The sequence below is a fragment of the Leptospira ryugenii genome (assembly GCF_003114855.1).
Taxonomy (GTDB): Bacteria; Spirochaetota; Leptospiria; order Leptospirales; family Leptospiraceae; genus Leptospira_A; species Leptospira_A ryugenii.
On sequence record NZ_BFBB01000005.1, the window covers coordinates 17,623 to 40,119 of the forward strand.

Here is a 22,497-nt window from a genome sequence, read left to right on the forward strand (position 1 = left end):
TTTAGATTCCAACCAAAATCGATACGATTTGATAGCTAATATATATAAAGGAAAATGCCCAAACCAGTGCGCTTCTCCTCTTAAATGAATTAAAAATAGAAAAGTATATATTTGAATATACTTTAGTACTAAAATATAAAGCAAAAATGTACAGAAGCATCCAGGAAGCAATAATACAGGAACTTAAATATACTGAGAGTTCAGGTCTATATGGAAAGATTGTATTGATCAAAAAAACAAAGAGAATGGAAAGGAGAATATATGTTGTAGCATACAAACAGATACCTAGGTGAGCAAAATAGGATTGTGTCTTTTCCTCCAAAATTTTATTCAAAAAATAAGTCAGATGAGAGATGCAAAGGAAAAAGATAAGCAGAGAACTAAGGATATAGAGAACGTTCCAGGGATATTGGTTCAAAAACAAACTAAACTTAGAAAATCCTTTGGACAAGAACTCCTTAGCCATGGCTTCATTTAATTTTGTAAAATAAGAATAAGCCAAAAGAAAGATGCTGACATAGAAAAATACATAGACGCAAAAAAGGGAAAGAAAGGCCTTTAATCCTTTTCTGAATATTTGATTGGGAGTCATTTCAGGAACAAAAATGGCTGAGAGTCTGCCTACCCAAAGAAGGGAAAGAATTTCTTTTGATTGCATATACGGAATGAGTAAGACATTCATTTGTAACGTTTCTCCTTTTGTTTCGATTTGTATGTGGATTCCAACCATTGAATCCTCTCTTCATGAAAATGTTCTTTATCTTTGAGTCCTAATGTTTGGAATAAAGAAGCCAATCCTTTGTGAGCTAATACTACATGATCAACACTTCGTATCACTTCTTCGTAATGAAAGATTGCTCCTGGTATGTTTCCTAATTCTTTTTCCATTTTTGCTGCAAGTAAGTGCAGCTCTGTTTGTCCATTCGACTGAGCAAAAAGGCTTTGGATTTTCTCACGAACCTTTTCTCTATTGCTTTCCAAAACAAAATCGATTTTTATTTCTAAGAGTTTTGCCTGAAAGTTAAAGATTGGACCGTTTACTAAAGGCTCTAACTTCTCTTTTGCAAGCTGAAACTTCCCTTGGTAAAAGGCAAGTTTTGCCAAATATATATTAACATCCGCTATACCTTTGTTCTCTATTGAAAGAAATAAGGCTTCCGCTACTTTCAAATTTCCTAAGGAATACTCTCTCTTTGCCTTCTTGAAGATTTCCATGTCTTCCTTGTCAGTGGCCGAACATGAGATGAGAAGGAATCCCAGGTATAAGAGTAAATTAACTCTCATTTCTGGTTTTCTCCTTGGAAAATTCCATGGATTCGTTTACAGACTTGGGCAATGGGAAATTCTGCTGATTGCAAAAAGAATGATTCTGTGCGCTCCCAACTAGTCTGCAGGAGGCTAAGTTCCTCTCCCGATTGATCATATAGCGTAAAATAAATGGTATACTGCCAATGCAATTTGGGATAGGAATCAGAATGTTCCGCATAGACAAGGGTGCGAATGGAGTAGAATCCTTTCTCATAAGGAAACGACAAGAGACTGTTCGAATTTGCTCTTCCATTTTGTTGCGTAGGCTGAGCTTGGAACTCCCCTGCAACTGCTTTTATCCTATTTGGTAAATCAATGGGATTTATGTCTGACAAAACCTCTGGCATCATTTGAGAGGTATGGATATTGGGATACAAATGGTACCCATACTTTGCCAGTTCTAATCGTAATAAGCCCTCAATCTCTTTTTTTTCCAAACTGCTCGGAAGGAGAGCCTTCCATTCAACTTCATAAAGATATAGATGTGGACCTGACCTTTGGATTCTTTCTTCTTTGATTTGAAAACTATTCCGTTTGCAGGAAGAGAAACTCAGAAATACTAGAAAGATATAGGATAAAAATTTCACTTGGCCTCCATATGAAAGATAAAAGTTTGTTGTAGACTTTTTCCGAGTACATCGCGTGCTGAGGTATCAACTGATAGAGAATAGACGGGAAAACCAATGGGCATGTTATCCGAGCGCAAAAGATTGAAATCTCCTCCCGTGGACGCATTTCCGAATGCAAGTGGACCATTGCAAGATGCTTCCGATTCCGCATATACCAAATCGATCACCCTACAACCAAATGGGTAAACTGTTTGGCAGTCAGACCAATTCCAAGTGGATAACTGAACTAAGGTGCTAGGTGGTGACTTACGGTTCAATCGAATGGCATTCACTGTGCTATTTACATCCATGTACTGAGAGAAGATCAGTCGGAAGTTGTCTGTATTTGCATCTGTGCAAGATAGAGGTGAATTTGAAAGACCAGTGCCTTGGTCTCCGGCTCGGAATCGGTATGAGGAAGGTATCAATATGGGGAGGCTGTCATCCCAAAAGCAGGTACTAGCATTCCAATCGGCGCCAATAAGAGAGCCGATTCCTGGGTAGCTTAGGGAACAACTTTGAGAGGCTAGGCCCACCGCTTGGACTTTGGGTGCCTCTTGGGAAGGGCCCCCTACCTGAAAATCAAAGGACAATCCATGACTCATAGGAACGGAGTCAGCGCTTAGTGCATTTTGTCCAACGGACAAAATGTAACGAGTACCATAGACTAACTTTTGGTCAGGAAGGATATTGATCGTGCGAAAATCGGGGGACCATTCTTCCCGCTTACTGAAATTTGGACTGATTGCAATATTAGCTCTTGTGGAATTTGGGTCCATGGCACGCGAAAATGTGAGACTGATCCTCGTTTGGTTTGGATTTCCCGTACAAACAGTGTTGAGCTTGGTTTGCATGAGGTCTTGGTTCACGGCTAATCCCGTCATACATTCGATAGGTGTTCCCGATGGAATCAAAATGTTGGACAATTCGGGTACCATATTCCCTGATCCAACGTAGAAACTTAGAGTCACTGCCTCCGCCAAACGAGTGCCTTGACGGTCTTCTGCAGTAGCAGCCAATGTTAGATTGTATCTAGTTTGGTTGGCAAAGGCTCGATCCGGAATGACTTTTAGAGTCTGGTCATCAAGCCAATCCCTTCGATGTGGAAAATTAGGTGCAAAGACAAGAGCAATTTCTGTCTTTTCTCTGTCCATTGCCCGAGAAAAACGAAATGTAATGGGATTGTTAAGCGGAGCACCCATACAAACATTATCAAGCTTTTGGTTGATGAGTTCCATTTCTTGAGCGGAGGCATTCGAACAAACTGTACTCGATCCAGCATAGAGCGTCACTGATTGAAGTCTGGGAAGATCACCGGCTGTTTGCGGTGTTCCCACACTGAAGCTTGCACTATAGAGCTCTTTTAGGTCGCTCCCATCCTTTGCCTCACAATTTTTTGTAAGTGTATAGGTATAGGTGCCGAAGTTCCATAGAGAACTTGGCGTAAAAGTGAGAGAAACATCGGTGAGTGTAAAGTATCCTGGCACAGCTGGCGAAACCGAAAAACTTTGCACACAAGAATTGATATTCATTGGTCGGTCAAAGAGTATGCTAATCTTTTGGGTCTTCGGTAGATTGGCATCACCCATCTTTGGCAGTGCAGAGATAATCTTTGGAGAGGCATTGTTTGCCAGCAAAGGAAAGACTTGGTCAGCTTTTGGTAAGGCTTTTCCACATTGAAAGGTGGCAAGGAAACAGAATGACAAAATAGTTTTACTTTGGACTCGGAGCATAGGCAACCTCATCAGAATCTAACCAGTGTTTTAGATAGGAATTGCCTTCTCCTTTTTTTATCTGAAAAGCTTGAATTTCCTCGAGAGGCAGTCCTAAGGCAAAGGCATATTCTGCACCTGACTCCATATAGGTGGAAAGTGCAGAGGTTAATTCTTCCAATGCCTTAAGTACTTCAAGCTCGGCACCCAAGAGTTCACTCTCTTTCAAAAAACCCAGTTCTACTTTTTTGCGGTAAGATTTCCAAAGCTCTAATGTCCATTCAAAGCGAGTGTTGGCCATAGAGATCATTTCCCAGCTTTCCTTTGATTTTTGTTTTGCTTTTTCCAATTCTGCTAATAGATTTGCCTCTGTCATTCTGTGGTTGCGTATGGCGTCCGAATGCGCAATCTTGCCTTCATAAATCTTTCTACTAAACGAAAGATCGTCAAAGAGTTGGAATGTGGAACTATTGAATGCGTTGTCCCCTCTTCCGACAAATTGAGGTCCAAAGCCTGGGATGCGTTGTATCCCTGTACCATCTGTTTGGACACCATAATGGGAAGAGCTTTGGTTGGTCGTAGAACCAAATTTTGTTTGCAAGGTAAATTGAAAACCGTACACTTCGTTTTTTACAGGCAATGGTCCGTTCGTATTTTCTCCATAGTAGCCACCTAAATATAGTTTGGGTTTCCAATCATTCTCAGCGATCTCTTTCTTGATCCTTGTGGTTTCCACAGCAAGTCTCGCTTTTTTGTATTCTGCCTTTTCTGTAAGCTGAACATTATCCATAGATTTGATGGGAGAGAAAAAAAAATCTTTGTGTAAACTTTCTTTCCAACGGATCTTTGTATCAGGTGGGAACTGCATAAGTTTTTTGAGCTCTATCTCCCATTGTTTCTTTGCGGAATCTGCCTTGAGACAGTTGAGTTCTAGGTCACGTAATTTGGTTTTGGTCTCGATGATTTGCAATTCATTCAAAAAACCGTGTTCACGTTCTTTCTTCATTTCAAACCATAGCCGTTCCATACGCTCTTTGGTTCGTTTTGTTACAAAGAGTTTGGTATCGGATGCCAAAAACTTAGCATAGGTTTTTCTCATTTCTAATAAGAGACGATCTCTACTGAGCTTCCAATCTTCTTGGTTCAATAACTCTTGCAAGGTGGCCGATTCAATTTCCAAGGCTGTTTCTCCGCCATCATACAAAAGTTGGTTGAGTTGGAATCTGATATCATTGTATTGGCTATCACTTTGGTTAAGGTTTGCATTTTTCAGACCAAAGTAGGAAAGACTAACTCTGGGAAGGTAATTTCTCCATTTTTCGGAAGCGATCATGCGGAAGACTTCCCGACGGTCTTTTAAACTAGCGAGGATGACACTATTGCTTAAGGCAATGCCTTCTGCCTCGAGTAGACCTATCTCTAAAGCATCTTGGGAATCAGCAAAGAGGACAGAAGGAGAAAGAAGCCATAAGAAAAGAACCATAGCGTTCCACATAACGGACAGAAAGGTTTAAGATGTTTGGTTTGGTACTTTCTTTACAAATAATTTAGTGGAAAAAGATTTCGTTCTCAACAGCAAGACACTCAATCGCGATAAAACAATATCTCGGATCAATTCGTTTGCGAATGTAATAAACATTTTTGCTGAGCTTGTTCACTTGTTTTTTTTGGTATAAACTCAAGAGCATTCCAATACTCCAGATTCGATCATTTTATCCTTGGATCTCCTTGCCAGAACTTGAAAGAAATTCTAAAAAAGATCTTCGTTTTTCCATGTATTGGTCATATCTACAAAATCCTTGTCCTTAGCATGATGTTGATTTCATTTCATTCCGTAACACGAACGAAATGAATCGAAAACAAAAAAATACGCGCAAAGGATTTCGAACAAGGCCTTTTCATACCCGCTGCGAATTGGAATTGATTTTGCTACGTTTAAAATTAGGTCGTAAGTTCTGATTCTAAAAGATGCGTTGGACTGGAATTGGTGTGTTGATACTAATAACTTATTCGCTTTCGCAAATGATTCTGCACTTTAACCTGTTCAACACCATTAGAACATCTAAATTAATTCTTTACGAAGACTATCAATATTCCTTACTTACATTTAATTGATTACGATTCTTTAAACTTAAATTTGCTTTCAAAATTAAACATTTTCATGATTTCATGAAAATCCGAACTATTAATATAGCTTAACGGATCGGTATTGCGAGCTATATGATGGATCAAATGATTTGTCGTTACCAAATAATTTCCCGTATTTTCCATCTTCCATGAGGTTCCTGGGAACATTTCTTCGAACATACAAATAAAAAACTTTCTTGGATTCTCAGGTTTTTGGAAAGGAAGGTAGGAGCAGTGGTCAAACACATCGCTAAAATCTAGGTTATCTTTGGTCAAAAAATAGCGAAATGAATTAGATATATAAACATTCGTCTGATTATTGATCGCATAGTCTGCTGAAGCCAATTCTGCTTGAAATAGCTTACGAACAGCAACCTCATCATTGACATTAAAATTTGGATAGAGGTCATCAAAAGTGTCCATGAGCGCTTGTAAACCACCTAAGGTAAATTCAAGCACTATTGGACTTACGATTTTGGAGTAATCTACACTTTTATAATCCATTTCGATTATTTCACTGAGTGATATCTGGGTACATAGTCACAATATTTTTTTGTCCCTCGATAGAATTACAGTGACCGTTCTTTTTGTCCATTTTTTGTTGCCCACCAAGTTCTCGAACGTTCCCATTGTCCTCCGAGTTTCGTTTGTGCCCCATGGCAGACTTTTTCGCATTGCGCATCATATACGATCATACGTCATCGAAAAAATCTTTCATAGAAATCAAGGCGATAGAAATTGTTATCTATGAGGAATATTTTTATTTTCGATATGGACGGAGTAATTTTAGACAGCGAAAAAATTTACCTCGATATGAACCAAAAATGGTTCCATGAACTTGGATTTCATTTGCCTATTCAAATTCATCAAAACTATATCGGTATCTCCGCCAGTATTTTCTGGAATTTTCTTAAATCTGAATTCAAGTTAAAGGAAGATGTTCAGCATTATATTGAATTAGAGAAAGAGTTAAAGTTTAAGACACTTTCAAGGCTGGATTTAAAACCCACTGATTATTTAGTAGATTTTTTAAATTTCCTTAAAGTGAAAAATTGCAAAATTGCTCTAGCATCATCTTCTTTACGAAAAAATATAAATCTAATCCTCAGCAAACTCGATGTTACTGGATACTTTGACTTTATTATCAGTGGAGAGGAAGTTGCATTCGGAAAGCCAAATCCCGATATATTCCTAAAAGTTTCTGAATTCTTCAATTGCAGTACTAGCAATTGTATCGTAATGGAAGATAGCACCAATGGAATTAAAGCCGCAAAGGCTGCCAATATGTTTTGTGTAGGCTATTATAATCCTAATTCTGGAAATCAAGATCTATCTCAAGCCGATTTAATTATCAATAATTTTAGAGATAAACGAATTTTTGAACTGATTCATGTATAGATTTGCTTTGGCACATAACTATGGCTAACCGCTTCTGGTCAAACCCTCCCCTGGTCTGCGTAACATTGGATTATAGGATGATGGTTTAGTATCAAAATGTATTAAAACTATTCTAGTAGTGTATTTGGAAATCTTAAAGATAAAAATCATATTTCCCTACAATGCCATTGAAATTTTTAATCTCGCCCAGACCTGGACCCGCACCAGCGATCGACCGAGCGCCCTCGCCGAGGGAGAGCGCGGTCGGTTGTTAGAAAAATTTGCGATCCACTTCAGCATCCGAGGTGCCAAGCTTACAAAAAAAAGAGTACATATCGTAACATTTGACTCTTTCGTTATTCATCTAATCTAGGATTTCGACAAGACCAACAGATCCAGGGACGCAAACAGAGCGGTAAAGACTATATACAAATTGGATTGGATCGAATGGAAGTGGTAGTCTCTATGCTTTCGAAAGTAGATATGCAAAAACAAATGGAAAGCAAGAAAGAGGTCAATGCCTATGCGCACAAAGATTGTGGTGTCTCGGCCAAAGGATTCGGTAACAACAAGAAAGGGAAGCAAAAACAAAGGAAAGTGCAATGCCAACCAAATGGAATAGGCCTGTCTTTCTTGTAAGTCTCGTAAAACAATGAATAGCTTCCATTCCTTGGCTTGGATTGCATCCAATTCATGGATAAAGAGAAAAGAGATCGCGGTTGCGAAATAGATTGTTTCCATACGATTACCTCAGATCTATGCGAACCGAGCCAAGGGAAACAACAATGAGAATTATCTTTCTGGGTGTTGATCCAAATCAACTTTTTCGATTTCGGAATCGGCTCAAAGTTTCTTTGGTCATCCCCAAATAAGAAGCAATGGCACTGTCTGGGAATGTCCCGAAGGCGTAATGTTCTTCTCTCACAAAATCTAAGTATCTTTCCTTTGGCGAAAGGGAGAGAAATTTTTGGATTCTCCTTTCTTGGTAAAACAAAAAGTCTTCAAAGAGCTTTCGAAATACATTGGAAAGCTCCAGATTGGTTTCCATTTGTTCCTTTACCCTAGTATAGTCATATTGCAATAGATGTACTTCCGTTACTGTTTCGATGGTTTCAATGGTATTGGGCTCACCCCGTAGAAGTGTAATGGATTCACAAAAATCATTTGGTCCAATGAACCGAAACACATGTTTCTTTGTTTTGATGGAATAGTATTGTTGGAGGTGTCCACTCAGGATGAAAAAAAACTGTTTTTCTGTGTGGCCGGGGAAAATGAGTTTTGTTTTTGGTCGGAGAGTCCTTGGCTCTCCATACCCAGGGAGAAGGCGTTCTAATCGTTCTCGGTTCATGCCATAGCCTCCTTCGCTTTAGACCATCTCCGCCAAGCTATTGGTATCGGAAAAATGGAGTATTTGCTTTCTACTTATAATGCTGATTATACGACAACTGCTACCCAGATACTGTCCTAGTTCTTGAGACAGCGAGTGCTGGCACAAATAATGCGATCTCTTGAACAGCGTCCCATGTTCCGATCTACGTTTCTGGTCCCTAAACCATTAGTTCAACGTACCAAACGGCAAATCCAATGCCTGAGCCAACCTAAGTGGGTCTTTCTTAACAGTACTTCTATCAAAAAACGTTTGACAGACTGTACTTTGATTTCAGAAGCTTAGTGAAGATGAAACCATGCCTAGACAGTTTATTTCTTTTCAAAGAAAGCACTATGCCATTGGTATCTCTACTCACAGTCGTCCTCGTCGTCTCCCCTTATAGTCTTAGCTTTCTGTCATAAGTGCACCGTCCCTAAAAGACTCCCCGCAAGGCAGAAAGCAATCTGCGGGGAATACAGAGGAGACAACATGCCCAACAAACAAACCACAGTTGCCGATTACTTAATCCAGTTTTTGGAGGCCAAAGGCATCCAATACATTCCAGGAGTTCCCGGTGGGACCATCCTTCCTATCTACCATTCCCTAGCTAATTCTAGAATCCAGCATGTCCTCGCACGTCATGAACAAGGGGCAGGTTTTATAGCGCAAGGTATCGCAAGGTCTTCCCAAAAGACAGGGGTCTTTTTTGTTTCTTCGGGCCCTGGCGTTGCCAATGCCATCACTGCCGTTGCGGATGCACAGAGAGATTCCGTACCGTTGTTAGTCGTCTCTGGCCAGGTCCCAACCCAACTCTTAGGAACCGATGCTTTCCAGGAATTACACACGATAGAGATAGTAAAGTCCATCACCAAACAAGCGCATTTGGTTTTGGATGCGCATTCGTTTCCAAAGATATTAGAAGATGCCTTCCAAGCAACGATGGACGGAAAACAAGGACCCGTATGGATTGACATACCAAAAGACATTCAAATGTCTGCCTTGGATTTTGGACCCATAAACGAGAAAAAGAGACATTCCCATTATTTTCTTACAGACTCGCCTAACAATAGCATAGAGGTAGCGATCCAAAAAACGATATCCCTTTTGAACAATTGTGAACGACCCCTTCTCTATTTCGGTGGCGGTGCCAGAGGAGTGAACACTTTTCCACTCATAAGAGATCTTTCCCAAAAATTTCAAATCCCTTCTGTGTCCACTTTGATGGGGCTTGGAATATTTGGAAAAAAAGATCCTTTGTATTTGGGAATGATGGGCATGCACGGAAGTACCTTTGCAAATGATGCGCTAACTCACTGTGACCTTCTCATTGCCCTTGGTGTACGATTTGATGACCGGGCCACGGGAAATATAGATACATTTTGTCCGAAGGCGAAGGTAATCCATATTGATATCGACGCAAGAGAGATTGGAAAGAATAAAAAAGTCGATGTTTCTTGGAAAGGAGATCTAAGCATTTTTTTGGAGTGTTTACTCCAAAACTCCATCAATCCCAAGGATATTTCCTGGATAGACCATCTCTTAGAAGAGAAAGCTCATTCTATCCAGGATGCGCCTCTCCCCTCTTTATTCCAACAGATCTACGATTGTCTTAATGGAGAACACTTTGTCCTTACAGATGTAGGCCAGCACCAAATGTGGGTAGCCCAACACTTCCCTTTTGCCACACCCAATTCCTGGATTACCTCTGGGGGACAGGGGACAATGGGTTTCGGACTACCCTCTTCGATCGGCGTTGCCCTCAAAAATCCTAGTGCAACTGTCCTTTGTTTTACGGGGGATGGTTCTATTATGATGAACTTACAAGAGCTCGCCTGCTTAAAAGAATGGAATTTAAATGTGAAGTTGATCTTAATGAACAATCGACATTTGGGCTTAGTTCGTCAGCAGCAAGAGTTATTCTATGAGAACATCCGCTCTGGTTCAGAATTCAATTTCCAACCTAATTTTTGTCAGCTGGCCACTAGTTTTGGTCTGGAATACGTACATTGCCAATTGGGAGAGGAGTATCCATTTTTATCTGATTGGTTTGCACGAAAAGGACCTTCACTCTGGGAAATCGAAATTCCTACCGAGGAAGGAGTATTTCCCTTTGTCCCCGCTGGCAAATCCAACCAAGAGTACATCCTTTCCGTCCCCAGAAAATCATAGAACTGGTTTTTTAGGAAAATTTGGGTTTAGGTTTGGAAACAATCTCCCTATGTTTCCAAACGATTCCACCTATCCCAAGGATGCGAACTGAATCGTTAGACTTTTCCACAGCACCAAATGAATGGAGAACTTCTGCTGAAACTTTCCATTTCTCCTCAATAGGCGAATCGGAAAAGGACAGCAATACAAAAACCCTTTCCTTTCCCAACTTCCTTTCGAAGACAAGCACATTGGGATGTCTTTCCTGTTCTATGGAAAGACTACCTTCCGTAAATACTCGGTTCAACTTGCGCAAACGAAAGAGAATTTGGTAATGCTGCCAAAGGGAACCTTTTGTATTTTTTTGGACTTCTACCGTATCTTCTGGACGAAATGTACCAAGAGGTAACCAAGGTGTACCCTTGGAGAAACCGGCATTTTTACTATTGTCCCAGAGCATCGGCAAACGGCAATTATCTCGGTTGATGTAAATCCCGAGTAGATTTGAAAGCCAGAGTGGAACAAATGAGTTCCGTTTGGCGATGGGATCTTGTCCTGACCAATTGGAAATCCGTCCTTCCTTTCTTGCTATCTCTTCGCCATAATAAATAACAGGAATCCCACGAGCAAAAAACTGTAATGTAGAGAGGACCTTTGCCTTCTCTGGATTTCCTTGGATCCTATCGATATACCTCCTCTGGTCATGGTTTCCGTAAACATAAACAGGCATATAGGGTGAAGGGAAAACTTGTTCATTCTTTTGTAAGATGTTTCTAAAGAAGGATGCCTTCCATTGGAAGTGAATCAATTCAAATTGGAACACTAGATGTAGGCCATCCGAGCGCTCTCCTAAAAAAGATTTTAAAACAGTATCACTTCCACTTACTTCACCGATTAAAAAAGGCTCATGAGCGTATCTAGAAAGTCTCTTTCGAACCTCCTTGGCAAATTGAAAGGATTCAGGTAAGTTTAGATTGAAAGTTTTTTTTTGGAAAAAAGCCTCATCATGGTTGTCTGGACTAGGAAAAAATCTGGCTGACTTGGGGTTATCTCTGTACAATTCGTCCTTAAATATTGAGTTAAAGATATCCAAACGAAAACCGTCAACTTTTTGTTTCAGCCAATGGTCCAAAACAGCAAACATCTGTTTTTTGACTTCAGGGTTTCTATAATTTAAATCTGGCTGAAATGGTAAAAAGTTTGTGTAGTAGTATTCATTCGTATGGGCATCATATTGCCAACCAGAGCCACCTACCATTGACTTCCAATTATTCGGAGGTCTTTTGCCCTGGCCCTCTTTCCAAATGTAAAAATCCCGTTTCGGATTTTTACGTGAGGACTTAGATGTTTGGAACCATAGGTGTTCATCCGAAGTATGGTTCATCACCATATCCAAAACAATTTTCATTTTCCGTTTGTGTATCTCTTTGACCAAACGATCAAAATCAGCCTTGGTCCCAAACCTTGGATCTATTGAAAGATAATCAGATATATCATAGCCATAGTCTCTACCAGGGCTAAGGTAAAAAGGAGAAAACCAAATGGTTTCCACGCCCAATTCTTGTAGGTCATCTAAATGAGAAATGATACCCTGCAGATCTCCAATTCCATCTCCGTTAGAATCACAAAAGGACCATGGATAGATCTGGTAAATACTTGTCTTTTTCCACCAAGGGCTTTTCATTTTAACACATCCTTAGCCATTTAACACCTACCTAGGCGATATTTTTCAAAAGCAAAATGGTCTAGGTGCTATTTTACTCACTTTTTTTAATTTGTAAAAGAAAAGATGAAAAGAAGAAACCATTCCATGCAAAAATTCTTGGATTGACGAGAAGAGTGCCCAACCAATTGTTTCTTTTATGAAAGCAAAGCAGCCCTTGCAGGCAAAACCAATGGATAAAGACTTAGCGATTTTAAGGTCTGCCCTAGCTCTCTTTGCCGAAAAGGGATACGAAGCGACCACAATGCCCGAGATAGCAAAACTTGCCAACGTAGCAAGTGGCACTTTATATCTTTATTTCAAAAACAAAGAAGAATTGGTTAACGCTCTCTGGAAAAAAGAAAAATTAGAACTCAAAGAAAGGCTTTGGAATTCCTTAGATCCAAACGCTAATTATGAATCACAATTAAAGTCGCTTTATGCCAGTTATTTGAAGTTTGCTATTGATGCCCCTACTTCCTTCCAATTTTTATCTCTCCATTACCACTTCCCTTACCTTTCCAAAGAGAACACAAAAATCGACCAAGAGATCGAGGAGTTTCTCTTCCAATTTTTAAAAGAAGGACAAAAGAAAAAATGGGTGGTAGATGTGCCTCCTGCTCTTCTCCTTGCGATTTTAGATGGTGGGGTGGTTGGGATCTTTAAGGCAATTCAGAAAGGAAGTTTGCAAGCAAATGCAAAAAATTTCCAATCCGCGGTGGCGCAAGCTTGGGATTTGATCCGGAAAAAATAGTTGCCAAAAATGAATGAATATTCATTCATATAGACCAGAGGTAGATTATGGATTGGAAAACAAAGTACGGTTCCTATGCACTCATCACCGGTGCTTCTGGAGGATTGGGGGCAGAATTTGCAAAACAATTGGCCCAAAAAGGGATGAATTTGATTCTTGTGGCTAGGCGTAAGGACAAACTGCAAACGGTTGCCGATAGTTTGGCAAAGAACTATAAAGTGCAGGTTCAGATCATCGAAGCTGATTTAACAACGGCTGGTACCCCCGAAAGGATACAAAAAGAGATTCAACAAAAGGGATGGGATGTTGGCCTCCTAGTCAACAATGCAGGTTTTGGAACCTACGGTTACTTTGATGAGTTGCCTCTTGATACTGAGATCAATATGGTCGATCTAAACATCCGCGTTCCCTTAGCTCTTACGGGGCTTTTCCTTCCAAAGATGGTGAAACAAAAGAAAGGTGGCATTATTTTTTTAGGGAGCGTTGGCTCTTACCAACCAACTCCATTCTTTGCCAATTATAGTGCGACAAAGGCTTGGAATTTACTTTTCGCAGAAGCCTTGTATGGTGAAGTAAAACACAAAGGTGTAGATGTCATTTGCCTTACTCCTGGTTACACAAAAACAGAATTCCAAGCAGTTGCAGGGAACAAAGAACAAAAACCACTCGCGGGTTGGTCTGAACCTTCTGATGTGGTGGCTCGTTGTTTGAAGTACTTAGGAAAAAAGCCATCCACCATTCCTGGATTCATGAATTGGTTCTTAGCTTGGTCGATTCGGTTTACTCCAAGAAAGATGGCCATTTCAACGGCATACCAATTATTAAAGCCCAAAGGATAATCGATATGAGACAGATGATTGTTATTTTTATTTCATTGGTAACCATTTCACCTCTGTTAGCATGGGAGAAAGCCTTAGAAAAAGGTGGGGTGACTATCTATACGAGAGAGGTTGCGGGCAGCTCCTTAAAAGAATTTAAAGCAGAGACTATCGTTGATGCAAGCCCGGCAAGTATTCTGGCCATTTTACAAAATGCTGATACAATGGTGCAATGGTGGCCAGACTGCATTGAGTCAAAGGTACTCAAACGACCAAGCCAAAAGGATTGGTATGTGTACTTCGTCACCAAGGTTCCTTTCCCACTGCAAAATCGGGATACCATCAATCGATTTGAGGCCAAAGAAGACAAAGAGGGAAATATCAATATCCTTGTACAAGCTGTTCCCAATGAAATCCCAGAAAAAGCTGGGCTCGTTAGAATTCCGGAATTGAAAGGATCTTGGTCTCTTCAAAAATCAGGAAACCAAACAAAGGTAATCTACCAACTCCACGCTAACCCTGCAGGAAATATTCCCGCATTTGTTGCCAATAGTTCGGTAACAGATTCACCTTACAAGGCTTTGGTGAAGTTAAGGGAATTGGCTGCCCCAGGGAAATGAGAGCATTATGAAAAAACTACTTCTTTCTATCGGTGTTTTCTTTCTCTTGTTTGCCATCACCATTCGACTTTTATACGGAGGGGGTGAAATATTTCCTGACCCAAAATTAAAAAGTCTCCTGACAGACGCAAATCTTGAATTGGTTGCTGATTTGCCTGAAGCTCCTGGAAATATAGCAGTTTCAAAGGAAGGAAGAGTATTCATTACACTACATCCAGAAGGTAAACCTAGCCTTGCCAAAGTTGCCGAAATCAAAAACGGACAGATTGTTCCTTACCCTAGTGCGGAACTACAGGAAAAACTCTATCACTCTCCACAAGGTATCCGCATTGATGACCAAAACCGACTCTGGACGATAGACCATGGGGACAATGGAATCAATGGAGCAAGGCTCGTCGCCATTGATCTCTCCAATGGATCCATTCAGATTGACCATACTTTTTCCAAAGAAGTGGCTCCTGTATTATCCTACTTGCAAGATTTGGTTATAGACCCAAGCGGAAACTACGTGATCATTGCAGATGTAAACTTTTTTGGCAAAAAGCCAGCCTTTGTTCTCTATGACATACGAAACAAAAGAGAAAGAAGAGCATTAGAAAACATCCCGGAAGTTAAACCAAAAGATTTTTTGATCCAAGCATATAGTGGTCCTATGTCCCGTCTGGGAGGACTCATTGCGATGAAACCTGGAATTGACTCAATCGCCATAGATTCAAAATCAGAATGGGTGTACTTTGCAGCAATGACGCATGATCGTTTGTATCGTATCCCCTTTCTCAAGTTAATTGATGAATCATTGGGAGAAAATGAACTAAAGGCATCGATAGAAGATTTTGGTCCCAAAATACTCTCTGATGGGATTACCATCGACAATGAGGGCAATCTCTTCCTAACAGATGTCGAACACCAAGCAATTGCTAAATTAAGTAAAAATGGTGAATTGGTATACTCAATCCAGAGCAAACGGTTTCGTTGGCCGGACGGACTGTCCTGGGGTCCAGATGGATATTTATACATCGCAGATAGTGATATCCCAAGTTTGGTCTTACAGCCCAAAGCAAAGATATTGGAACATGCACCTTTTCAACTCTTTCGTTACAAACCTGGTAGCCAAGGCCGAATTGGGCATTGAACTTTTCTCCTCCCCAGGCCTATCGGGGAGGAGAAGCGGTTTCTACTTCCTTACAAAGTTTTAAACATTAACTTTCCCTTTGATCTATGTGTTCTTGATATAAAGATGTATCCCTGACCATCCAAAATAAAAATATCTACTTCAGGATATCGGATCTATCCAATAGAGAAACACCTGTCATTTTTTTTCTGCATGATTCTCTTTGTGGTGTAGAACTTTGGAAGAATTTTCCCTTTCGTTACGGAACTCTTTGTGGATTCGAAGTACTAGTGTATACTTGCAAAAACGTTATCGCAGTTCTCGAAAGTTTACATACGAAAGTATGATTTTGTTCAAATTTTGCCTGGTTTTTGGCCTCTCCTTTTTTTCAGTTGTGGATAAAAGCCAAAGTCCTTGGTTGACTAGACCTACCAAAAGATGTGCCTCTTCGAAACTGGGAAGGGAAACAATCTGCTTTTCTTTACACATTCTTTCCAAGAATTTTTGAAATGGTTTGATCACGTAGTCTTCATCTAAACTAAAAATTTCATCAGAACTGAGAACACTAAAGCAATCTTTGATCCATATCTGTACAAAATCAGGATCATCGGCAAGGTCCCATAAATGGTTTAGGGACTGTTTGAATTCTTTCCATGTCATAGTCTCCCAATTCCTTGTTTCTGCTTGGTTGATAATTTTGCATACTTCAAAGAAAATTTCTCTTTTATTGGAGAAATGATGGTAGAGAGCTCCTTTTGTCATTTTGAGCTCGCCTAATATATCTTCGATGGATGTTCCATTATAGCCTTTTTTTCCAAAAAGCTTTTTAGCAATTTTTAAAATTGCTTTTTTGGTTTCTTCACCTTGAATGATCTTTTCGTTTTGTTTATGAGAAATAGCCAAGGACATACTCCTTATAAAAGGTCAACATCCAAGATGATTTTACTTTTAGTTAAGACAAGAAGAAAATACATACCGACAGTATGTATTTTCCCGTATTTTGAACTTGGGTAGTTTAGTTTGGTTTATTTTTTCTCTACAACTTCTTTTAACTTAGAAAGGCCTGATTCGAAGTCTTTTCCAAGCATAGAATCTAAAAATAACCCAAAATAGCGGCCTATTGGAAAATCCAAATCACCTTCATTATGCCAGATGACTTTTGTTTGGTTACCATCCGCTTTCAATTCAAACTTTGAGGTTGCAAGCATAGGCTGTGGTTCATCAAATTTTAAATTCATCTTGATGAAGGAATTTGTTTCATAGGACTCTATGGTCATAGAACCCTTTCCATTGATGGGTCCATCCCATTCTTGTTTGTGGCCAGGCTTCCCTACTTCGCCCGTTACCGTTAGTTTTTGGTTTGGATCAAGGCTTGCCCAAATGGACCACTTGTCCCATTCGGAAAAATTGTTCAGAAACGGATAGATCGCGCTTGGGCTAGCATTAATTGTAATAGATCTCTCTACATGATACTGTGCAGGAAGAAATACAGCACCAAGCAAAATGATCGCTATAAAGGATACCAGTCCGATAAGGATTTTTTTTATCATCGTTTACCTCTCGTAAAAAGCAAAAGTTACCCTTGAAACAAAAAAAATGCAAACTAAAAACTGAGAAAATATGTACAAAACATACATACCGACGGTATGTATGTTGACAAAAAAACCTGAGGGTCTATTCTGTGCCTATGAATACCACCCAGAACCAGCGGCTTCTCCTGTTGGATTTTTTACGAGGATTTGCCTTGTTTGGAATCCTAGTGTCCAATATCCCTATTTTATCTGCACCAATCTATATTGATTCAACTTTCCAAGACTTAGCGGCAAAGTGCGTAAAAGCGCTCTATATGTTCTTTGTTACTGGAAAGTTTTTTGTGCTCTTTTCATTTGTTTTTGGTTATGGATTTGCCATTCTATTGCAAAGCATTGAAGCAAAAGGAAAGGATCCAAAACGTATCTACCTACGAAGGTTATTTGGTCTATTTATTCTCGGCTTGCTACATGCCTTTTTTCTGTTTGAAGGAGATATCCTAGTCTCGTATTCGCTATTAGGGCTGATGTTATATTACCTTAAAGACAAAGACCATGTATGGAAACGATATATTTTATGCTTTTGGATCCTATCTTTTATTGCCTATTTTGCACTTGGCCTCGTAAGTTATTATGGCTTTTCCGATGGAAAGGAATTAGCAAACAAACTCACCCAAGATTCCATTGTGAACCACTTGGGCAGCCTCAAACAAAACTTTGAACAACAAATCATCGACTATGGAATTGCATTTCCTTTCATTCTTCTATTCAATGTGCCGACTGCCGCAATGATGTTTTTGATAGGTCTTTGGGCAGGCAAACTACAAATTTTTGCTGACCCTCAAAAGATATGGGAATATGGTAAGGGAAAGAAAAGATATCTATTCTTAGTTGGAACCATTACAAACTTCGGTTATACGCTCAGTCAATTTTATCCAGACCATTTTTTCTTGGGTGTTTTACCTTCAAGTTTACTTGCCTTCGGAGGAATCAGCTATGCTTTGTTATACGTTTATGGAATTATCTACTTTCTATTTATTAAAAAATGGGAATCTAGTGCTCTGGTCAGGTATGTATCACAAGCAGGATCGATGTCCTTGACCAATTACCTTTCCCAATCTCTGATTTGCACTTTTATCTTCGATGGTTGGGGTCTAGGTTATTTTTCTTACCTCCATCCCGGGATAGTGCTTTTGTTAACCGTACCTATTTACGGTCTTAACCTTGTATTCTCAGCATTCTGGAAATCTAGGTTTGAACTTGGTCCGATGGAATGGCTTTTGCGAAAATGGACCTATGCATAAAAGGCAATTCCGGCGAAGAGTCAGGAATTGCTATTGAACCTATTTAAGGGCCGCTCACACATTTGATATTATAGTTATTTGGTTTGCCTGAAATCCCTTGTGTATTGGGTATCGACAGAACAAGCAAATGATTATAATATTCGTTACTAGTTAAAGTAGAAGAGGAATGAAATGTGCCTGAACTCATGTTTGGAAACAAAACAGTATCATAATACGTAGATTTTGACATATCCAAAAGGCTTAACCATTCATTCAGGTTTGGCAATCTCCAAGACCGAGATCCTAAGGTTAAATTTTTACAATATTGGTGAGCTCCAGACCAACTGTCAGTGCTAAGGGATCCCGTACAATTTGCATCATTGGTTTGACCAGCAGAGCATTTTTGCCAAACTAAAAGAGTTCTGTTGTCAGTAACAGTTCCATCCCCATTATCCTTTAAATCAAAACTAGGAGGAGACACACCATTGACACAATGTACTGGATTTGTTCCGCTTAAAAGCTGTACGGTTAAGAATTCGTTTAAGGCTAAACTGGAATTTGCCGCAGGAAGAAGCAAAGACGAAGTCCAGCGATTCATGTTTGCACCTGCCGTAGAAGGAGTATTAGGGAAATAAGTCGTATTCCAATGGAGAGTTGTCCCTGCCGTATTGTGCTCCATCAGTTGGTTTAACTCCTGCGCTGTAGGAAGCCGCCATTGTTTTAATCCTGCATAGCCTTGTCCAGAATTCACAGAATTCAAATTGTCACACTGCGTGACCGCATTTGCATATGTATACTGAGTGAAAGTTCCGCCCGTGCAACTATTTCCTGTTAATCCTTGATGGCAGGTTTTCCATACAATCCCCTTCAAGGTATCAATATTGATCGGATCATTTGGATAATTGGTTGTAGTCGTACTAAGTTGCACATTTTTGGCGTTCGGAAAATTTTGAAGTTCTCCGTCTTGGTTTGCCATAGTAGCTGTAACAGCAGAACAGACCGCCGCGGTAGCATCATTTACATAACACTTTGTCTGGCCAGTATCCGCAACCGGAGTCAAAAAATAAGGAGTAATCGTATAAGTTTTTTGAATGCCACTAGCACTTGTTAATACTACAGTCTGGTTTTTAGAAAAATCAATAACGGTTTCTTGGTCTTTGAAAGTCAGATCACCTATTTTGATGCTCACAGAATCTGAAACAATGCTAGGTATCATCTGATTTGCTTTTCCATATGGGAAGCGAATCGAAATGATGCTTTCGGAGATGGTTCCTACATAATCCTGGTTTAAATTGTTTAATGACCCTTTGAAACTAAAGGAAGTGAGAGTGGGGGCAGTCAAATTTGTCCCTACAGTGCGATTTTGATTTGAGCATAGTGATACGCGATCTGGTACGATTAACTTCAATACCAGTCGATCAAATGTAGGATTATTTGCTAAGATCTGATCGGCGATCCATTGGTCTTCTAAGGAGAAAGATTTTTTGTCGCATTCATTGTTCAATGAAGGTGGTTTACATGCACAAAACAAAATTGCGAAAACCACTATGATCAGATTGCGAGAGGTAGATCCCATCGTTTATGGATTTTCTAACTTAATGTCAAACGAGTGTAAAGCAATAAAAAAATGACCAGCTTTATGTCCTTTACTTTCATTAGACTGATTTTATTTGCAAATTAAAGACTTGCTAGAATTTTAAAAACAATAGCATCCAATTCAGCTATTGATAGAGCAACAATGGTGGAAAATCCAGCAAATCTCTCCGTAGAATACTCTCCAAGACAAAGATAAATTAGATCATTTTTCCAAGCCACTCTACACGGAACAAATCCAATCGCCGATGCAATCTGTTAGGTGTTACTACCGCTCCAATTCCATCAATTGAAAAGGATAGAATGTCACTCTGTAATTTCCTAAACTTTACTTTTTAGCAAAGGAACCTCCAATTCGATTGACAGCCTAATGAATGGGAGCATCCTTTTGAAGCGATTTATGTTTAGATTTGGTCTCTTCCTTCTCCTTTTGCTATCTTCTCAAGTCTTTGGAGATACCATCGTCTTGAAAAATGGACAAAAATTTGAAAATGTAAAATCAGAGATTCAATCGGACTTTGTTGTCTTTGAATGGAATGGAACCAAAAAGAGCTTTCCCAAAAAACAATTGGCTTCGCTAAAACTTCGTCCTGTGCTTCTAAACGATCCTGGCACTGCACCAACTAAGCCCACAAAAAAGCCCATCTCTGCAAGCGATGAACTGGCCAAGGAAAGGATCCGGATGGCTGAATCCTTCTTGGGACAATTTGATTGGGAATCGGAGATAGGTGGAAAGCCTACCGTTGCCTTTCTCCCTCTCGAGGCAGGAGAGGGTGTGAGCTCGGGTGAGATCGAAACCATCAACCAAATCTTTTCCACCACCCTAGTTCAAACCAATCTCTTTTCCATCATTGACCCCCAGTCATTAAAAAAGATAAAGTCAGAACAGGAAAAATTCAATCCGGACTGCAAAACCAATCGTAAAGATTGTAATATGTTATTGGGTTCACTTTTAAATGCGCAAAGGCTGATCACTGGTAAAGTGACCAAAGTGGGAAACATTCTATATCTCAACGCAATGGTAGTTGATCCCAGCGAGAAGCGAATTGAGTTCGCGGAAAGCGAAGTTATCGAACGATCTAAAGATATAGCCAGTGGATCAGAGTTGTTTAGTAAAAAAATTGCAGGCGGTATTTTAGAATATTACGATGTATCATATTACTCCAAATCTAATATTCCCAACCTAATCTACTTAAAACAGTCCGCCTACTTCCCTGGATTTGGTCAGATCAATTTTGGAAAGGAAAAAGAGCAAAATTTTGCATTCTACCGCGGCCTGACTTTTGGTGTAATTTCCAGTATCCTTATGTTTAAAGCATATACTGACTACCAGTCCTTCCAGAATGAAAAGGATAATTATAGGGAAAGTAAAGACATTCTTCTCTTAAGCAATACAAGGTCGCTTGATCTCATAAGCCTTTGGAATGAACAAAGGTCACTACAGAGGCTCGAGGGATCGGCTGCAGAGAGTAGAGAATCGGTCTCTTTATTGGGACTGGTATACCTATTCTCATTGGTAGATACGTATTACTTACCCAGTCTGCCAAATGTTTTGCCAAAAGCTTCTATGCACTTTCAGATGAAACCACAGACAAATGTATACGGCCAAAAAATGAATGAATCGGTTTATTCTCTAGAACTCAGGTATTTGTTTTGAAGCTTAGGAAGCGGTTCTTTCTTTTGGTCTGTTGTTGCTTTGTAGCATGTAACCCTTGGGATATTTCCAAGGTACGCTCAGATTACCTTTTGAAACTTTTAAGTATACTACTCCGTGACGAATCACCCTTTGTCATCAGTAGTATTTTTCCCAAAGATACATCGACAAACAATTTTAGAAATACAAATATCTTAATAGGTTTTTCTAAAAATACGGGAATTTTTTCTGAGATTCAAATCCTTTCCTCAAATGGAGAAAAAGTAAATGGAACTTTTAACTATTCAGGCAAATACATTTTATTTACACCTAAAGAGTTCCTTTCACCAAACACTACATTTACGATCAAAATCCCGAAGGAGAATGGGTTGGAATCGGAGTTTACTTCTACTTTCTCGACTGGTACAGAAATTGACATCACACCACCTAGGGTCAGCTCCACATCGCCCGAAGCAGGGGAGACTGGGTTCCCCCCAAACGGAACCATCATCATCACATTCACAGAGGCTATAGACCCAACTAGTTTAGCCGGCAACCAATTTACAATCTCTGGAAATCCAACAGGGAATATCAACCTAACAGATAGAACATTGGCTTTTGTGCCAAGTCCTAATTTGGCAAGCCTTACCCCTTTCATCGTTACATTGCGTACAGGAGTCAAGGATCTTGCTGGAAATTCTATGTCCGATCCCTATTCCTGGGTATTTTCCACTAGTAGCACTCCTTCTAGTACATGCCAGTATGATTTTGGTATTTTTAATTCTTGTATCTTTGATTGATGAGG

Annotated in this window: 22 protein-coding genes; 9 read left to right on the plus strand and 13 right to left on the minus strand. The window is 39.7% G+C overall.

What is annotated here, in order from left to right:
- Nucleotide 1: 1 nt before the first annotated feature.
- The 7 genes from DI060_RS09970 to DI060_RS18960 form a co-directional block, all read right to left on the minus strand.
- A complete protein-coding gene (locus DI060_RS09970; RefSeq protein ID WP_108976367.1) occupies nt 2-682 on the minus strand; it encodes a hypothetical protein in 681 nt (226 codons plus the stop codon).
- Entirely contained in the window at nt 679-1,284 is a 606-nt protein-coding gene (locus tag DI060_RS09975) for a tetratricopeptide repeat protein (RefSeq protein WP_108976368.1), read from the minus strand. Before DI060_RS09975 ends, DI060_RS09970 begins: the two co-directional genes overlap by 4 nt.
- Nucleotides 1,281-1,895 (minus strand): hypothetical protein, encoded by a 615-nt coding sequence (locus DI060_RS09980; protein ID WP_108976369.1) that lies wholly within the window; start codon nt 1,893-1,895, stop codon nt 1,281-1,283. Before DI060_RS09980 ends, DI060_RS09975 begins: the two co-directional genes overlap by 4 nt.
- Nucleotides 1,892-3,649, minus strand: a complete 1,758-nt coding sequence (locus DI060_RS09985) for an Ig-like domain-containing domain (RefSeq protein WP_167836972.1) — start codon at nt 3,647-3,649, stop codon at nt 1,892-1,894. Before DI060_RS09985 ends, DI060_RS09980 begins: the two co-directional genes overlap by 4 nt.
- Nucleotides 3,630-5,111: a TolC family protein gene (locus DI060_RS09990; RefSeq protein WP_167836973.1), complete on the minus strand. Its 1,482-nt coding sequence runs from the start codon at nt 5,109-5,111 to the stop codon at nt 3,630-3,632. Before DI060_RS09990 ends, DI060_RS09985 begins: the two co-directional genes overlap by 20 nt.
- Nucleotides 5,112-5,743: 632 nt before the next feature.
- Nucleotides 5,744-6,259: a hypothetical protein gene (locus tag DI060_RS09995; protein ID WP_108976372.1), complete on the minus strand. Its 516-nt coding sequence runs from the start codon at nt 6,257-6,259 to the stop codon at nt 5,744-5,746.
- A 10-nt stretch (nt 6,260-6,269) separates the two neighbouring features.
- Nucleotides 6,270-6,440, minus strand: coding sequence for a hypothetical protein (locus tag DI060_RS18960; protein WP_167836974.1), 171 nt, complete (start codon nt 6,438-6,440; stop codon nt 6,270-6,272).
- Between the two features lie 62 nt (nt 6,441-6,502).
- Between DI060_RS18960 and DI060_RS10000 the strand changes: the two genes are divergently transcribed.
- Nucleotides 6,503-7,153, plus strand: coding sequence for an HAD family hydrolase (locus DI060_RS10000; RefSeq protein ID WP_108976373.1), 651 nt, complete (start codon nt 6,503-6,505; stop codon nt 7,151-7,153).
- Nucleotides 7,154-7,501: 348 nt separating this feature from the next.
- Here DI060_RS10000 and DI060_RS10010 read toward each other — a convergent pair whose 3' ends face one another.
- Nucleotides 7,502-7,873 carry a DUF6713 family protein gene (locus tag DI060_RS10010; protein ID WP_108976375.1) on the minus strand — a complete coding sequence of 124 codons (372 nt, stop codon included), beginning with the start codon at nt 7,871-7,873 and terminating at the stop codon, nt 7,502-7,504.
- A 76-nt stretch (nt 7,874-7,949) separates the two neighbouring features.
- Entirely contained in the window at nt 7,950-8,480 is a 531-nt protein-coding gene (locus tag DI060_RS10015) for a Crp/Fnr family transcriptional regulator (RefSeq protein ID WP_108976376.1), read from the minus strand.
- 510 nt (nt 8,481-8,990) lie between these two features.
- Here DI060_RS10015 and ilvB point away from each other — a divergent pair.
- Complete coding sequence (gene ilvB / locus DI060_RS10020) at nt 8,991-10,670, plus strand: biosynthetic-type acetolactate synthase large subunit (protein ID WP_108976377.1); 1,680 nt, start codon at nt 8,991-8,993, stop codon at nt 10,668-10,670.
- A gap of 10 nt (nt 10,671-10,680) precedes the next feature.
- On the opposite strand, the gene DI060_RS10025 is transcribed toward ilvB, so the two are convergent.
- Nucleotides 10,681-12,333 (minus strand): glycoside hydrolase family 13 protein, encoded by a 1,653-nt coding sequence (locus tag DI060_RS10025; protein WP_108976378.1) that lies wholly within the window; start codon nt 12,331-12,333, stop codon nt 10,681-10,683.
- 178 nt (nt 12,334-12,511) lie between these two features.
- Here DI060_RS10025 and DI060_RS10030 point away from each other — a divergent pair, with 178 nt between their 5' ends.
- The 4 genes from DI060_RS10030 to DI060_RS10045 are packed head-to-tail and all read left to right on the plus strand — an operon-like array spanning nt 12,512 to nt 15,675.
- The gene (locus DI060_RS10030) at nt 12,512-13,105 is read left to right on the plus strand and encodes a TetR/AcrR family transcriptional regulator (protein ID WP_108976379.1); all 594 of its coding nucleotides are present in this window, start codon (nt 12,512-12,514) and stop codon (nt 13,103-13,105) included.
- Between the two features lie 47 nt (nt 13,106-13,152).
- Nucleotides 13,153-13,944: an SDR family NAD(P)-dependent oxidoreductase gene (locus DI060_RS10035; protein ID WP_108976380.1), complete on the plus strand. Its 792-nt coding sequence runs from the start codon at nt 13,153-13,155 to the stop codon at nt 13,942-13,944.
- A 5-nt stretch (nt 13,945-13,949) separates the two neighbouring features.
- Nucleotides 13,950-14,543, plus strand: a complete 594-nt coding sequence (locus DI060_RS10040; RefSeq protein WP_108976381.1) for an START domain-containing protein — start codon at nt 13,950-13,952, stop codon at nt 14,541-14,543.
- 7 nt (nt 14,544-14,550) lie between these two features.
- On the plus strand, nt 14,551-15,675 hold the full coding sequence (locus DI060_RS10045) for an SMP-30/gluconolactonase/LRE family protein (protein ID WP_108976382.1): 1,125 nt from the start codon (nt 14,551-14,553) through the stop codon (nt 15,673-15,675).
- 288 nt (nt 15,676-15,963) lie between these two features.
- On the opposite strand, the gene DI060_RS10050 is transcribed toward DI060_RS10045, so the two are convergent.
- The gene (locus DI060_RS10050) at nt 15,964-16,563 is read right to left on the minus strand and encodes a TetR/AcrR family transcriptional regulator (protein ID WP_108976383.1); all 600 of its coding nucleotides are present in this window, start codon (nt 16,561-16,563) and stop codon (nt 15,964-15,966) included.
- A 116-nt stretch (nt 16,564-16,679) separates the two neighbouring features.
- On the minus strand, nt 16,680-17,204 hold the full coding sequence (locus tag DI060_RS10055; protein WP_108976384.1) for an SRPBCC family protein: 525 nt from the start codon (nt 17,202-17,204) through the stop codon (nt 16,680-16,682).
- A 137-nt stretch (nt 17,205-17,341) separates the two neighbouring features.
- Here DI060_RS10055 and DI060_RS10060 point away from each other — a divergent pair, with 137 nt between their 5' ends.
- Entirely contained in the window at nt 17,342-18,487 is a 1,146-nt protein-coding gene (locus DI060_RS10060; protein WP_108976385.1) for a DUF418 domain-containing protein, read from the plus strand.
- Nucleotides 18,488-18,530: 43 nt separating this feature from the next.
- Here the strand turns inward: DI060_RS10060 and DI060_RS10065 are convergent, their stop codons facing one another.
- Nucleotides 18,531-20,042, minus strand: coding sequence for an Lcl C-terminal domain-containing protein (locus tag DI060_RS10065; protein WP_108976386.1), 1,512 nt, complete (start codon nt 20,040-20,042; stop codon nt 18,531-18,533).
- A gap of 417 nt (nt 20,043-20,459) precedes the next feature.
- Between DI060_RS10065 and DI060_RS10070 the strand changes: the two genes are divergently transcribed.
- Nucleotides 20,460-21,716: a hypothetical protein gene (locus DI060_RS10070; RefSeq protein WP_135355035.1), complete on the plus strand. Its 1,257-nt coding sequence runs from the start codon at nt 20,460-20,462 to the stop codon at nt 21,714-21,716.
- Nucleotides 21,713-22,492 carry an Ig-like domain-containing domain gene (locus tag DI060_RS10075; protein WP_108976388.1) on the plus strand — a complete coding sequence of 260 codons (780 nt, stop codon included), beginning with the start codon at nt 21,713-21,715 and terminating at the stop codon, nt 22,490-22,492. Before DI060_RS10070 ends, DI060_RS10075 begins: the two co-directional genes overlap by 4 nt.
- Nucleotides 22,493-22,497: the final 5 nt, after the last annotated feature.

Coding starts and splice junctions, on each gene's coding strand:
- DI060_RS09970 (WP_108976367.1), bottom strand. CDS start 682: ATGAATGTCTTACTCATTCCGTATATGCAATCAAAAGAAATTCTTTCC.
- DI060_RS09975 (WP_108976368.1), bottom strand. CDS start 1,284: ATGAGAGTTAATTTACTCTTATACCTGGGATTCCTTCTCATCTCATGT.
- DI060_RS09985 (WP_167836972.1), bottom strand. CDS start 3,649: ATGCTCCGAGTCCAAAGTAAAACTATTTTGTCATTCTGTTTCCTTGCC.
- DI060_RS09990 (WP_167836973.1), bottom strand. CDS start 5,111: ATGGTTCTTTTCTTATGGCTTCTTTCTCCTTCTGTCCTCTTTGCTGAT.
- DI060_RS09995 (WP_108976372.1), bottom strand. CDS start 6,259: ATGGATTATAAAAGTGTAGATTACTCCAAAATCGTAAGTCCAATAGTG.
- DI060_RS18960 (WP_167836974.1), bottom strand. CDS start 6,440: ATGATGCGCAATGCGAAAAAGTCTGCCATGGGGCACAAACGAAACTCG.
- DI060_RS10000 (WP_108976373.1), top strand. CDS start 6,503: ATGAGGAATATTTTTATTTTCGATATGGACGGAGTAATTTTAGACAGC.
- DI060_RS10010 (WP_108976375.1), bottom strand. CDS start 7,873: ATGGAAACAATCTATTTCGCAACCGCGATCTCTTTTCTCTTTATCCAT.
- DI060_RS10015 (WP_108976376.1), bottom strand. CDS start 8,480: ATGAACCGAGAACGATTAGAACGCCTTCTCCCTGGGTATGGAGAGCCA.
- ilvB (WP_108976377.1), top strand. CDS start 8,991: ATGCCCAACAAACAAACCACAGTTGCCGATTACTTAATCCAGTTTTTG.
- DI060_RS10025 (WP_108976378.1), bottom strand. CDS start 12,333: ATGAAAAGCCCTTGGTGGAAAAAGACAAGTATTTACCAGATCTATCCA.
- DI060_RS10030 (WP_108976379.1), top strand. CDS start 12,512: ATGAAAGCAAAGCAGCCCTTGCAGGCAAAACCAATGGATAAAGACTTA.
- DI060_RS10035 (WP_108976380.1), top strand. CDS start 13,153: ATGGATTGGAAAACAAAGTACGGTTCCTATGCACTCATCACCGGTGCT.
- DI060_RS10040 (WP_108976381.1), top strand. CDS start 13,950: ATGAGACAGATGATTGTTATTTTTATTTCATTGGTAACCATTTCACCT.
- DI060_RS10045 (WP_108976382.1), top strand. CDS start 14,551: ATGAAAAAACTACTTCTTTCTATCGGTGTTTTCTTTCTCTTGTTTGCC.
- DI060_RS10050 (WP_108976383.1), bottom strand. CDS start 16,563: ATGTCCTTGGCTATTTCTCATAAACAAAACGAAAAGATCATTCAAGGT.
- DI060_RS10055 (WP_108976384.1), bottom strand. CDS start 17,204: ATGATAAAAAAAATCCTTATCGGACTGGTATCCTTTATAGCGATCATT.
- DI060_RS10060 (WP_108976385.1), top strand. CDS start 17,342: ATGAATACCACCCAGAACCAGCGGCTTCTCCTGTTGGATTTTTTACGA.
- DI060_RS10065 (WP_108976386.1), bottom strand. CDS start 20,042: ATGGGATCTACCTCTCGCAATCTGATCATAGTGGTTTTCGCAATTTTG.
- DI060_RS10070 (WP_135355035.1), top strand. CDS start 20,460: ATGTTTAGATTTGGTCTCTTCCTTCTCCTTTTGCTATCTTCTCAAGTC.